We start from the raw sequence: 12,598 nt of genomic DNA, 5'->3' as shown, positions 1-12,598 counted from the left end.
AGGCGGGAGTGGCACGCCCGGAAAAGCCCATCGACCCCACGGCCCCGTACGCGACGTTCGCGCTCCAACTGCGAAAACTGCGGAAGGCCGCCAATTCCCCGACCTACACGAGGCTCGCGCGGCGGACGCAGTACTCGGTCTCCACCCTTTCCCAGGCAGCGGCGGGCTGGAAACTGCCGAACCTTGACCTGACCCTCGCGTATGCCACGGCCTGCGGCGGCGACCCCGAACACTGGACCGAGCAGTGGCTCATCGCCCACCACCAGGCCACGCCGACGACACTCGACGCCCCGGCCACCGCCGAGGTGCGCCCGTGGTCGACGCGGCCGCCCGTCCCGGGCTCGGCCGAGACTCCTCAGGAGTTCATCGCCTGCCTGCGGGAACTCAAGCTCTGGGCGGGCAATCCGTCCCTGACCCGGCTCGAAGGCATCGCGAGCGACATGGGCTTCCGGCTGCCACGCAGCACCATCGGCGACGCTCTGAGCCGCAACCGCGTCTCCCTGCCCGGCCTCGGCATGACCGGTGCGCTCGTACGCGCGTGCATGGCGTTCGCGACACGCCAGCGCCGCATCCGCGCGGAGGACATCGGGCCCCTTACCGGGCAGTGGCAACAGCACTGGGCGCGCCTGCACTCGAGCGGGCACCGACAGCGGCCCCCACGGACCGCACCCGAGCCCGCGACCGCCACCTGGCCGGCTCTCGCCGAGAAGACCGTGACGGTCGTCGAGCTCCCCCCACGCCAGGATCGCGCCCTGGACCCCATCGGCGACGTGCCGCATGAACGGCGCCTGCTGGCCCAGGCGCTGCGGGAGCTCTTCGACGGGCTCGGCGTCTCGCTGCGCGTGTTCGCCACGCGTTATTCCATGGACCCGAGCACGGTCTCCAGGTATCTCTCGGGCAGCCGCGTTCCGCCGCGGGATTTCCTCCGGGTGCTGGTGCGGGAGGCGTCGACGCTTCGAGGCCAGGAGCCGGCACCGGAGGCGCTGCAGCGCCTGTACGCGTTACACCTGGCCGCCCTGCGGGCCCGCCCCGCGCCACCCCCGCCACTGCCGGAGGCCGACCGGTCGGACAGAATGCGCCAGGCCATCGACGGTGCCCGGTCCCAGTTACGCCGGAGCATCGAGCTGGAGGCCACGCTGAAAGAGCTGCTGCTCTCCCAGCGGCAGTTGGTCGCCACGCTGGAAACGCGGCTGCGGGAGCTGCAGGGCCCCCGCCAACCGCAAACAGCCTGACCTCGCGGGACGCGCTACGCGAAGACGACCGTCCGCCGCCCGTTCAGCAGCACCCGGTGCTCGCTGTGCCACTTCACCGCGCGCGCCAGCGCCTGGCACTCCACATCGCGGCCGATCGCGACGAGTTGGTCGGGCGTGACGCCGTGGCCGACGCGCTCGACCTCCTGCTCGATGATCGGGCCCTCGTCGAGGTCGGCGGTCACGTAGTGCGCCGTGGCGCCGATCAGCTTCACGCCGCGCGCGTGCGCCTGGTGGTACGGCTTGGCGCCCTTGAAGCTCGGCAGGAAGGAATGGTGGATGTTGATGATCCGGCCCGACAGCGCCTTGCACAGGTCGTCGGAGAGCACCTGCATGTAGCGGGCCAGCACGACCAGCTCGACGCCCTCGGCGCGGACCAGCTCCAGCAGCTCGGCCTCCGCCTCCGGCTTGTTCTCCTTCGTCACCGGAATGTGGCGGAAGGGAATGCCGTAGGAGCCGACCAGCTCGGCGAAGTCGGTGTGGTTGGAGACGACCGCCGCGATCTCGACCGGAAGGGCGCCGATCCGGGAGCGGAAGAGCAGGTCGTTGAGGCAGTGCCCGAACTTGGACACCATCAGCACGACGCGCATCTTCTCGTCGGAGCGGTGGATCTGCCAGTCCATGTGGAAGGTGTCGCCGATGGCCGCGAAGCTGGCCCGCAGCTTGTCCACCGTCACCGGCGGGTCCGCGGTGAAGTGGACCCGCATGAAGAAGAGCCCGGTGTCGTGGTCGCCGAACTGCTGACTGTCCTCGATGTTGCAACCGGTCATGAAGAGGTAGCTGGACACCGCGTGCACGATGCCCTGCTTGTCCGGGCAGGAGAGGGTGAGGACGTACTGTTCGGGGGCCCCTTCGGAGGCGGGGGGCTGCGAGGCGTTCATAGCCCAATAGCGTCGCATACCCGCCGGGCCCATCGGACCGCCCGCCTCCGCGAGACCCCCGAACCGCGCTCCGCGGGCGTCAGGCGATGCGGGTGAGCTGCGCCAGCACGTCGAGCGGGCGGGGCGGTACGTCCGGTTCGTCCCCGTCGTTCGCCGCCAGTCGGACGTGCGCCTCGCGGGCCGCCCGTACGGCCTCCGGCCAGGCGTGGTGCTCCAGGTAGGCCGAGACGGGCGCGTCGGCCCCGACCTGGTGCATGATCCGCAGCACCCGCAGAACGGCGACGTCGACGAGATTGGCCTCGGCCGGGTCCCGGAAGATCGTCCCTATGTATTTCTCCGCCGACCAGTTGTCCAGCCAGGTGTCCTCGACGAGCCGGTAGACGGCGTCGGTCACATCCCCGTACCCCGGGAGCCCGGTCAGCCAGCACTCCCGCTGGAAGACGGGGTCCGAGAGCATGTGCAGCGCGGAGCGCACGTTCACGCGCCAGCGCCACCACGGCATGTCATTGAGCGGCATGCCGTCCATGGTGGTCGAGCGGCGGCCGCGACGGGAAGACTTCTCCGAACCTTGCACAGCACTCGATCGTACGTTCCCCTTCGACCGTCCACATCAGGCCCCCGCAATTCACTCCGACGTCACCCGTCGTTGCACCGCGATCACACATCCGTTCCCCGGCGGCCGAAAGAGTTCGAGCCATGACCGGACGGCGTCGCCTGACCATCCGCCCCTTACGGACCACCGCGACATCCGCGGTGTGTGTGGTGGTGAGCGCGGCACTGCTCGCCGGTTGTGATGGGCTCCCCGGGGCCAGGGGGGACTCCGGGGACCCCATCACCGTCATGACCTGGGCCCCGGAGGGGACCAAGGCCACCAACATGGCGGGCATGCCCGCCATGGCCGGGGCGTTCGCCCGCTGGGTCAACGCGCGGGGCGGCATCCACGGCCGCGACCTCAAGGTCATCACCTGCAACGAGCGCAACGAGTCCGTCGCCGCGTCGCGCTGCGCGCGGCGCGCCGTCGAGGAGGGGGCCGTCGCGGTCGTCGGCTCCTACAGCCAGCACGGCCGCGCGATGATGTCCCCGCTGGAGGCCTCCGGCACGCCCTTCATCGGCGGCTACGGGCTGACCGACGAGGAGCTGAGCAGCCCGCTCTCCTACCCGGTCAACGGCGGCCAGGCCGCCCTGCTCGCGGGCAACGGCCGCCAGCTCGCCGGCGTCTGCAAGCGCGTCGCCCTCGTACGGCCCGACACGATCTCCGGCGACCAGCTGCCCGGACTGCTCGACGCGGGACTCGCCGCCGCCGGCCGACCACCGGCCGCCGACCTCCGCGCGCCGGACGACGCCACCGACTACGAGCGGACGAGCACGGAGGCCCTGAAAGCCGCGGGAACCGACGGCGGGGGCTGTGTCACCGCGGCGCTCGGCGAGCGGACGGACACGTTCTTCGATTCCTTCCGACGGCAGCCGGAAACCGGTGCCGAGGTGCGGATCGCCTCCGTGCTCGGCAGCGTCAAGCAGTCCCTCGTGGACAGCACCGGCGGCGCGAAGAGCCCGCTGGAAGGCGCGTTCGCCACCGGCTGGTACCCCGCCGCCGACGACCGCCGCTGGGCGTCCATGCGCGAGGTCATCGACCGGCACGCCTTCGGCGACAACCGGGTCGACCCCGCCGACCCCGGTGTCCAGACCACGTGGATCGCCTACACCGCCCTGCGGTCGGTGCTCATGGCACTGGACGCCGACGACATCAGCGCCCACTCCGTCCGGACCGCGCTCGACCGGGGGCACCGCGTCGCCACGGGCGGGCTGACGCCCCCGCTCTCCTGGCGCTACCAGGACCTGCTGGCCGTCCCGGACTACCCGCGGATCGTCAACGCGAACGTCACCTATCAGGTGGTGCGCGACGGCCGGCTCGTGGCCGTGCGCGAGGGGTTCACCGACGTCACCAGGACGCTGGAGCGCCGCCGCAAGCACCCCTGACCCGGGCGCCGGTCACAGCTGGGACCACGCGTGCTGGCTCAGCCCGTACTTCTTCGCGATCGGGTTCCACAGGGCCGCCGCCTTCTTCTTCGCGGCGGTCGCGTCGCCGCTCGCCTTGTCGCCGGCGGCGCTCTCACGGGTCGGGCGGGCGTGGCCCTTGACGCAACCGTGCTTGCCGTCCACCTGCTTGGCCCACTTCGCGTAGTGGCTGTCCGCCGAGGCGGACGACTGCCAGGCCTTCTTCAACTGCTCCGACAGCTCCGCGTGGTCGGGGAGCTTGTCGATCGGCGTCCGGCCGAGGCGGGTCACCAGACCGTTGCGCTGGGAGGCGGCGGCCCGCAGATCGCTCGCGGACGAGTCGAGGCTCTTGCAACTCTTGGTGGAGTCCACGGCCTTGATGACCGACTCCCGGCTGTTGTTGCTGTCCTTGAGCAGCGCGTCCAGCGCCTTCGCCTGCGCCAGCGCCGGGTCGGCCGACGGGGACGCCGGCGGGCTCGTCTTCTTGTCGTCGTCCTTCGCCGGCTCGCTGGGAGCCGTGCTCGCGGAGGTGTTCTGCTTGTCGCTGTTGTCCTCGCCGCCCCCGCCGCTGAGCAGCGCGCCCGCACCGAGACCGGCGATCGCGCAGACCGCCACGACCGCGCCGATCAGCACGGCCGGGGACTTCTTGCGCCGGGCCGGCGGCTCGTACGGGTCATACGGCTCGGGGGCCTGGTGCTGCGCCTCGTGGGGCGCCCGCCGGCCGGGGCCGCCCGGGCCCTGGTGGGACGGCACGGGCCCGTGGCCGGGCGGCGGGGTCTGCTTGCGGATGGGCGCCTGGACGGGCGGCAGCTGCGCCGTCGGCTCGGCCGCGCGGAAGAGCCCGTCGAACTCGGCCGGCGGCGGCCGCTCCGCCTGGCCCGGCCGCATCGCGAAGACCGGCGGGCCACCGACGGCGGGCTCGGCGGGCCTGGCGGCCGGTGCCGGTGACTGCGCGGAAACGGGCGGCAGATGACGGGTGGCTTCGGCGTCCGCCGGGGCGGGCGGCTGCGCGGACAGCAACTGCGTGGCCTCGGCAGCCGATTCGGCCGCGTGCCGCCCGTAGGACTGATCCGCCCGGTCGGAGCCCGCGGGACCGGGCATGCCGGTGCCGGATATGCCCGCGCCGGATATGCCGGTGCCGGATGTTCCGCCCGGTATTCCGCCGGGCATCTCGCCGCCCACCGGCGGCAGGTACTGGGTCGCCTCGGACGGCGAGTCGGGCGAGCCGCCCGGCTCCAGGTACTCGGGGGTCACGGCCGAGGGATCGGCCGCCCCGCGCGCGAAGGACGCCGTCGGCGTGGACGTGCCGGGCAGGGAGCCGGTGCCCATGGACGGCAGGTACTGCGTCGCCTCGGACACCGAGTCACCGGCACCGGGCGCGGGGCCGTCGGCGGCCACCGGCGGGAGGTACTGCGTGGCCTCGGACACCGAGTCGGAGGCCGGCTGCGTGAAGGGCGCGGGCGGGACCGGGGCGCCGGGGATGGGGCTGTTGCCCACGGGCGGCAGATACTGCGTCGCCTCGGACACCGAGTCACCCCCGGGCATCGGGCCCGGCGGCACGGGCGGCAGGTACTGGGTGGCCTCGGAGCCACCCGGGCCCGGCGGGGTACCCGGCGCGTGCGGGGGCGGCGGCGGCACGGTCACAAAGGCCTCGGTGATCTGCGTGACTCGCATGGGCTGCTGAGCCTGCTGGGGCGGCTGAGTCGGCGCGGTCTGCGGGGGCTGTGGTGCAGCCTGCGGTACGTGCTGAGGACGCTCCGGGGGCAGCGGCGTGCGCTGCGCGTCGGCACTCCAGGGCTCGCCCCAGGACTGGTCCGATGCCGCGTTCTGCTCCCGGTCGGCCGACCACGGCGCGCCGTGGCTCCTGCGTGAGGGCAGCACGACGCCCTCGTGCACGGGCTGCGCGGGCGGGGCCGCAGGGAACTGCGGCTCGTCCCCCTGTCCGCTCTGCGTCACCGGGACTCCTCAAGCTGTACGGGACTGACTCGAACCGGCGGCTCACGCTACCGGTTCGCACTGGCGGTCGGCCATGCACCGCCCGCCCAGCCCCGTACGACGCTCCTGTCACCCGGTCCGGTTCCGTACGGACGCGCCTTCGGCTGCGGGCCGTCGTTGCCGCCTCTCGCCTGACCGGCGGATCTTCGGCTGCGGACTCGTCGTTGCCGCCTCTCGCCTGACCGGCGGGCCTTCGACTGCCGACCGCTGTGCCGCCTGCGGCGGCGAGCGCCCTGCGGGCGCGTCCTCAAACGCCGGACGGGCTGGTTTGGCTGAGCCCAGCCGAATCAAGCCCGTCCGGCGATTGAGGACACCGCCGCGCAGCGGTGGTGCACCCCCATGACCCGCCGGCCAGGCCTACGCCGCCTGCACCTCCAGCCTCGCCCCGAACTCCCGGACCACGGACTCCTCCCGGTACGGCGCCAGGCGCTGCTGGAAGTCCTCCAGATACTCCGCGCCCCGGTTCGAGCGCAGCGAGCCGAGGAGTTCCAGGGCGCGGGTGCCCGTGGCGCAGGCCTCCTCCACCTCGCGCTGCTGGACGTGGGCGGTGGCCAGCAGCAACAGACCGATGGCCCGGCGGCGGACGCGGCCCTCGGGATGACCGGCGACGGCCGCCTCGGCCTGCCGACGGGCCGGCTCGGCCTGGCCGAGGTCGCGGTGGCAGTGCGCCAGCTCGTCCGCGAGATAGGCCTGGTCGAAGTGGCGGATCCACGGCGGATCGTCCCCCGAGTCCCCTTCGCCGTCGGCCTGTTCGAGACAGGTCACCGCCCGGGTCGCGACGGACTGGAAGGCCCGCGCGTCACCGAGCAGCGCGTGGCCGCGCGCCTCGGCCGCGCAGAACATCGCCTCGGCCCGCGGGGTGACCTGCCCCCGCGCCCCCTCCTGCGCGGCCTTGGCAAGCTGGGCGATCTCCCTGGGGTTGCCCAGCGACGCGGCGAGGTGACTCATGCTCGCGGCCAGTACGTAGCCGCCGTAGCCACGGTCCCCGGCGGCCTGGGCCAGCCGCAGGGCCTGGATGTAATAGCGCTGGGCGAGGCCCGGCTGACCGGTGTCGACCGCCATGTACCCGGCGAGCTCCGTCAACCTGGCGACCGCCGCGAACAGTTCACGACCGACCACCTCGCGGTACGAACCGGCCAGCAGCCCCGAGACGACGCTGTTGAGGTAGTGGACCACCACCGGGCGGACGTGCCCGCTGCCGTACCGGTGGTCGAGCTCCACCAGGGCATCGGTCGTGGCCCGAACGGCCTCGACGTCGGAGACCCCGACCCGGGCGCCCGCACTGCGCGCGACCTGCGCGTCGGCACTGGTGATCAGCCAGTCCCGGCTGGGCTCGACGAGCGCCGAGGACGCCACGGACGTGCCGCTGAGGAAGTCCCGCCGGCCCACGTCACTGCGCCACAGCTCACAGACCTGCTCGATGGCGCCGAGCACGGTCGGGGAGAACTGGAGCCCGACGCCGGAGGCCAGGTTCTTGCCGTTGGCCATGCCGATCTCGTCGATCGTCACCGTGCGGCCCAGCTTGCGGCCGAGGGCCTCGGCGATGATCGCCGGGGCGCGGCCCCGCGGCTGCTGGCCGCGCAGCCAACGGGCTACGGACGTTTTGTCGTACCGAAGGTCGAGACCGTGCTCGGCGCCGCACATATTGACCCGGCGCGCCAGACCGGCGTTGGAACAGCCTGCTTCCTGAATGAGCGCCTGCAACCGTTCGTTCGGCTGCCGCGCCACGAGTGGCCGTGCGGCCATGCTGTACCCCCTGAAACTGCTATGCCTTCGCGACGGCTGCCGCGAAGCGCGGAAAAGCTGAGCCGGCTGTGAACGCGTTCTCCTCTGATCTTTGCCCCCTGGTATCCGGAGAATGCGGGACTTGCCGGTAATGACCGGCAATTGCGGTAATGACGCGGTGACATCTGCGGTACGTGAAGCGGTGACGACCGCGTCCGCGACCGCCAGGCAGGTGGCTACCCCTTCGCGGCGGCGAACCCGCGCCTGCGCCCCCGTGCATGCTCCCGTGCGCCCCATATGCATGGCCGGGGTCCGGCGAGGAGGCTGTGCCCGAGCCGTAACCCCTGGTGACAAGGGGAGTTGTGATGAACGTGGAAAAGACCATCGGAGTAGGAGCCCCGCTTATCCCCCAACAACGCGGCGAGCAGGTCCTCGACGCCGCGGTTCGGTACGCGGAAGAGCGGCACTGGGACGTATTCGCCGGGACCTGGCTGGAAGTCGACGCGGGCAGGGAACGCTGCTCGTGCGGCGATCTCGACTGCCCGTCGCCCGGCGCGCATCCGGCCCGTCCCGACTGGGCCACCCAGGCCACCGGCAGCGCGGTCGCCGCGCGCCGGATGTGGGCGAAACAGCCCAACTCCTCGGTTCTGCTCCCGACCGGCCGCACCTTCGACGCGCTCGACGTACCCGAGAGCGCCGGCTGTCTGGCGCTCGCCCGCATGGAGCGGATGGAGATCCAGCTCGGGCCGATCACCTCCACCCCGCACCGCAGGATGCTGTTCTTCGTGCTCCCCGGCGGCGCCCTGAAGGTCGGCGACCTGGCCCGGAAGCTGGGCTGGCCGCCCTCCTCCCTCGACCTGGTCGCGCGCGGCGAAGGTGACTACGTGGTCGCGCCGCCGACCAGGATGGGCGCACGTGGCGCGGTCCAGTGGGCCCGCCAGCCCACCGCCGCCAACCGCTGGCTCCCCGACGCGGAAGAACTGGTCAGCGCGCTCGCCTACGCGTGCGGGCGCGAGACCGCGGGCACCCGCGGACGCTGACCGGACCGCTTTGCGGTAGCCGTAGCGACTGCGAACGGCTGCCCTTGCCGTGACCGGCGGCGCATCAGGCGAACGGCCCTGCGGGCCGTGTCCGCCGCCAAGCTCAGCCGCGTCAAGCTCGTGGGGCATCTCCCAGCGGTAGCCGGGGGAGAGCGAGGACGCGCCCGCAGGGCGCCTGCCGCCGCGGGCGGCCGGATGGCCTGACCGACCGAGGATCCGCCGGCCAGGCGAGAGGCACTACCGGCGGCCCCGGGCCGTCCCGGGTGTGTACCCCCGTCTCACACCCGGGACAGCGGAACGGCGCCGACCGTCGGCAGCGGCACGGGCCCGGTGGCGCCGTCGTCGGAAGCCCAGGCCACGTACCCGTCGGGTCGTACGAGCAGGCTGACCCGCCGCGCGTCGGTGCGCGTGACGGTGATGACGTCCGTCCCGCTCTCCGCCATCGGGTCCCGGGGCGTCGCACCGCGCGGCAGGACCCGGACATGACGGCCGGCGCGCAGCGCCTCGTAGAGACGCGTGGGGCCGTCGGGGACCTCGACCAGGGGCAGGTCGGGGGCGCGGCTCCCGACGAGGGGGTGGGCGCCGGGCGGTGCGGGGTAGCGGATGCCGAGGCCGGAGACGAGCAGCGCGGGGCGGCGGGTCACCTGCGGCACGTACCGGAGGAGGGCGCCCGCGCCGCGCCGCAGCCCCCGCACGACGGCCGAATCGGTCACCGCCACCCGCAGGATGGTTCCGCTGAGGCGCACGACCATGGCGCCCACCGGGTGCCGCTCGTCGTGATAGGTGTCGAGGAGGGCGTCGTCGGCGCGCCCGGCCAGCACGGCGGCGAGCTTCCAGCCGAGGTTGACGGCGTCCTGCATCCCCGCGTTCATCCCCATGCCGCCGGCGGGCGAGTGGACGTGCGCGGCGTCGCCCGCGAGGAGGACCCGGCCGTCGCGGTAGCGGGGCACCTGGCGTTCGTCGCTGTGGAAACGCGAGGTCCAGCGGGCGTCGTGGGCGCCGAAGTCCGTACCGAACACGGCCCGGGTGATGGCCCGCACGTCATCCAGCTCGACCGGCACGTCGGCGGACAGTTCGCTGTCGCGCTCCCAGGCGATGATGCGGTACCAGCCGTCACCGAAGGGGAGGACGAGGCAGATGCCCTCCGGGACGCTGTTGAAGGCGGGCATCTCGCGGGGAGGGGCGGCGAGGCGCACGTCGGCGAGCATGACGGACCGCAGGACGGACTTGCCGGGGAAGGGGATGCCGAGCGTCTGTCGCACGGTGCTGCGCACACCGTCCGCGCCGACGACGTAGCGGGCGCGGAGGGTCGCCGTCCCGCCGCTGTCGGAGGCGTCCGCGGAGACATCGCCGGAGAGCTCATCAGTGGTGCGCGTCCGGACGTCCACGTCGACGCCGTCCGCGTCCTGTCGCAGGCCGACGACCTCGGTGCCGCGCCGGATCTCGGCACCGAGCTTGACGGCCCGCTGCTCCAGGACCCGCTCGGTCTCGTACTGCGGGGTGATGAGGACACCGGGAAAGCGGCTCGGCAGTCCGGACAGGTCGAGCCTGGCCGTCCCGAAGAGCCGCGCGGAGGAGACGAACGCCCCGGTGGCGAGCAGCTCCTCGGCGACCGAGCGCGCGTCCAGCATCTCCAGGGTCCGCGCGTGGACCGCGAAAGCCCGGGTGAGGTTCGACTCCCGCGCCCGCCGCTCCAGCAGCACGACCCGCACCCCGGCGGCGGCGAGATCGCCGGCCAGCAGAAGTCCGGTGGGTCCGGCGCCGATGACGAGGACGTCGGCGGTGGGATCGGTACGAGAGGTCATGGCAACTCCAGGTGTCTCGGTCCTTCCAGTGCACACCCGGCCCGGGACTTATGTCAACGGGCGTTGAATTAATTCGGGCCATGCGGATTCGGCTGGGGCCTGTGGGGGCGGATCTTCGACTGCGGACCGTCTTCGCCGCCTGCGGCGGGCAAGCGCCCTGCGGGCGCGTTCTCCAATGGCGGACGGGCTGGAATCAGCTGAGCTCAGCCGAAACCAGCACGCTCGGCGCCGAGGCGGCTGAACCTGCGACACGGCCCTCCGGCTGCCGGCCGCCTTCCCTGCCTGCGGCGGCAAGCGCCCTGCGGGCGTGTCCTCCAATGCCGGACGGGCTGCCTCCGGCTGAGCTCGACCAAAGACGACCCAGCTCGTCCGACCCGGGTCAGACCGGCAGGACCGAGGCGAGGAACGGCTCGACCGCCCGGCGCCAGCCGTCGGGCTGGTCGTAGTGGACGAGGTGACCCGCGTCCGGCACCTCGGCGTAGACGCCGCGCGGCAGGACGCGGACCATCTCCTGGGCCTCGGCGCGGCCCAGCTCGCCATCGAGACCGCGCACGACGAGGGCCGGGCACTCGACGAGGGCCAGCTCCTCCCAATGCGCGTCGTGCACATAGGTCTCCCGGGCCAGGAGCATCTGACGGCGGGAGAACAGCGGACGCCAGCCGTCCGCGCGCTCGGCCGTCACCTCGGCGTAGAAGTCGCCACGGGCCGGATTGGGCCGCTCCAGCGTGGGGTCGTCCTCACCGAACCACTTCCGCACGTCCGCGAGCGTGGCGAACGGCACCGGCCAGGACCTGAACCACTCGCCCCACTCCCGCTGCGTCGCCGCGCCGAGCGCGGAGGCCCGCATGTCGCAGACGACCAGGGCGCGGACGAGGTCGGGGCGGCGGGCGGCCAGCTGCCAGGCCGTCAGGGCGCCCATGGCGTGCCCGACGAGGATGACGGGGCCCAGCCCCAGCTCCTCGACGGCCGCCTCCGCGTCGGCCACATAGGCCTCGCCGGTGTACGGGCCGTCGGCGGGCTTCTCGCTGCGCCCGTGCCCCCGCTGGTCGAGGGCGACCGCGCGGTGGCGGGTGGAGAGCCAGCGGGCCGTCGCCGCCCAGTGCGAGGCGCGGCCCATCAGCCCGTGGAGCAGCAGGACGCCGCTCGGGCCGCCGTCACCGAACGGCCCACCGGCCTTCGGGGGGTCGGCGAACTCCCAGGCCGCCAGCCGCACTCCGCCGCTTCCGCTCACGTCGATACGCCGCACCATGAGTCCTGGCACCCCCACTTCTCCCCCGAGCAGCCCCACTTTATAGAACTTGCATTCGAACGAACCGCTTTCGCGCGCAACACCCCTCGTTCGAGTGACCATGCAGCAGGATTGGCCGCCCGCACCCAGGGGAGACATCGATCTGGGCGCGGACCGCTCGGGGAAGAAGGTCCGCGAGGCGCACCCTGGGAGCTCGGGGCTCCGGGTCGCCGCGGGGGAGCACGGGGAGGTGGGGCCCCGGCGGTCTGAAAAGCCGCCGGGGCCCTTGTCATGGCCGCCGGGGCGGCAGTCACGCCGACGGTCGGGTCGATCGCCACGACGGCTGACGCGACGACAGGTGTCACGACGAGCACCGGGGTGCCACGTGACGGCCGTGCGGCCCGCTGGCCCCATCGAGCCCCTCCCCAGGTCGGTGGCGCGTGGCCATATGCGTCAGCGCCAGCGTGGCATGCCGAGGGACCGGGCGTATCGATTCCGCGAACACCGGCCGGAACGAAGGGGAGTTGACCGACGGAGGGGCTGTCCGGCGGGTCTTCGGCTGCGGGCCGTCGTTGCCGCCTGCGGCGGCGAGCGCCCTGCGGGCGTGGGGGGGGGGGGGGGGGAAAGAACACCTCTTTTCCCCCCCCCCCACCCAACAAAAAACACCCACACACCCATC

9 protein-coding genes are annotated in these 12,598 nt (G+C 72.9%); 3 read left to right on the top strand and 6 right to left on the bottom strand.

Features of this window, described 5'->3' with window-relative positions; genetic code table 11:
• The first annotated feature begins 8 nt into the window (after positions 1-8).
• Complete coding sequence (locus ACZ53N_RS16545) at positions 9-1,232, top strand: helix-turn-helix transcriptional regulator (RefSeq protein WP_469141548.1); 1,224 nt, start codon at positions 9-11, stop codon at positions 1,230-1,232.
• A gap of 14 nt (positions 1,233-1,246) precedes the next feature.
• On the opposite strand, the gene purU is transcribed toward ACZ53N_RS16545, so the two are convergent.
• Together purU and ACZ53N_RS16535 are read right to left on the bottom strand one after the other, a co-directional pair.
• Positions 1,247-2,131: a formyltetrahydrofolate deformylase gene (gene purU / locus ACZ53N_RS16540; RefSeq protein WP_469141547.1), complete on the bottom strand. Its 885-nt coding sequence runs from the start codon at positions 2,129-2,131 to the stop codon at positions 1,247-1,249.
• Positions 2,132-2,210: 79 nt separating this feature from the next.
• On the bottom strand, positions 2,211-2,657 hold the full coding sequence (locus tag ACZ53N_RS16535) for an SCO4402 family protein (RefSeq protein WP_469141621.1): 447 nt from the start codon (positions 2,655-2,657) through the stop codon (positions 2,211-2,213).
• 170 nt (positions 2,658-2,827) lie between these two features.
• Between ACZ53N_RS16535 and ACZ53N_RS16530 the strand changes: the two genes are divergently transcribed.
• On the top strand, positions 2,828-4,108 hold the full coding sequence (locus ACZ53N_RS16530) for an ABC transporter substrate-binding protein (protein ID WP_469141546.1): 1,281 nt from the start codon (positions 2,828-2,830) through the stop codon (positions 4,106-4,108).
• A 12-nt stretch (positions 4,109-4,120) separates the two neighbouring features.
• Here ACZ53N_RS16530 and ACZ53N_RS16525 read toward each other — a convergent pair whose 3' ends face one another.
• Together ACZ53N_RS16525 and ACZ53N_RS16520 are read right to left on the bottom strand one after the other, a co-directional pair.
• Positions 4,121-6,082, bottom strand: coding sequence for a hypothetical protein (locus tag ACZ53N_RS16525; protein ID WP_469141545.1), 1,962 nt, complete (start codon positions 6,080-6,082; stop codon positions 4,121-4,123).
• A gap of 396 nt (positions 6,083-6,478) precedes the next feature.
• Complete coding sequence (locus ACZ53N_RS16520; protein ID WP_398050816.1) at positions 6,479-7,867, bottom strand: transcriptional regulator; 1,389 nt, start codon at positions 7,865-7,867, stop codon at positions 6,479-6,481.
• A gap of 344 nt (positions 7,868-8,211) precedes the next feature.
• On the opposite strand from ACZ53N_RS16520, the gene ACZ53N_RS16515 reads away from it, so the two are divergent.
• Complete coding sequence (locus ACZ53N_RS16515; RefSeq protein ID WP_469141544.1) at positions 8,212-8,886, top strand: bifunctional DNA primase/polymerase; 675 nt, start codon at positions 8,212-8,214, stop codon at positions 8,884-8,886.
• A 278-nt stretch (positions 8,887-9,164) separates the two neighbouring features.
• Here the strand turns inward: ACZ53N_RS16515 and ACZ53N_RS16510 are convergent, their stop codons facing one another.
• Together ACZ53N_RS16510 and ACZ53N_RS16505 are read right to left on the bottom strand one after the other, a co-directional pair.
• Positions 9,165-10,691 (bottom strand): FAD-dependent monooxygenase, encoded by a 1,527-nt coding sequence (locus tag ACZ53N_RS16510; protein ID WP_469141543.1) that lies wholly within the window; start codon positions 10,689-10,691, stop codon positions 9,165-9,167.
• 379 nt (positions 10,692-11,070) lie between these two features.
• Complete coding sequence (locus ACZ53N_RS16505) at positions 11,071-11,940, bottom strand: alpha/beta fold hydrolase (protein ID WP_469141542.1); 870 nt, start codon at positions 11,938-11,940, stop codon at positions 11,071-11,073.
• Positions 11,941-12,598 lie beyond the last annotated feature (658 nt).

Source organism: Streptomyces sp. NPDC033229 (assembly GCF_055576875.1).
The sequence above is the reverse complement of the archived record's forward strand: the minus strand, read 5'-3'. Positions and strand labels throughout refer to the sequence as shown.

Coding starts and splice junctions, on each gene's coding strand:
- purU (WP_469141547.1), bottom strand. CDS start 2,131: ATGAACGCCTCGCAGCCCCCCGCCTCCGAAGGGGCCCCCGAACAGTAC.
- ACZ53N_RS16535 (WP_469141621.1), bottom strand. CDS start 2,657: ATGGACGGCATGCCGCTCAATGACATGCCGTGGTGGCGCTGGCGCGTG.
- ACZ53N_RS16530 (WP_469141546.1), top strand. CDS start 2,828: ATGACCGGACGGCGTCGCCTGACCATCCGCCCCTTACGGACCACCGCG.
- ACZ53N_RS16520 (WP_398050816.1), bottom strand. CDS start 7,867: ATGGCCGCACGGCCACTCGTGGCGCGGCAGCCGAACGAACGGTTGCAG.
- ACZ53N_RS16515 (WP_469141544.1), top strand. CDS start 8,212: ATGAACGTGGAAAAGACCATCGGAGTAGGAGCCCCGCTTATCCCCCAA.
- ACZ53N_RS16510 (WP_469141543.1), bottom strand. CDS start 10,691: ATGACCTCTCGTACCGATCCCACCGCCGACGTCCTCGTCATCGGCGCC.
- ACZ53N_RS16505 (WP_469141542.1), bottom strand. CDS start 11,940: ATGGTGCGGCGTATCGACGTGAGCGGAAGCGGCGGAGTGCGGCTGGCG.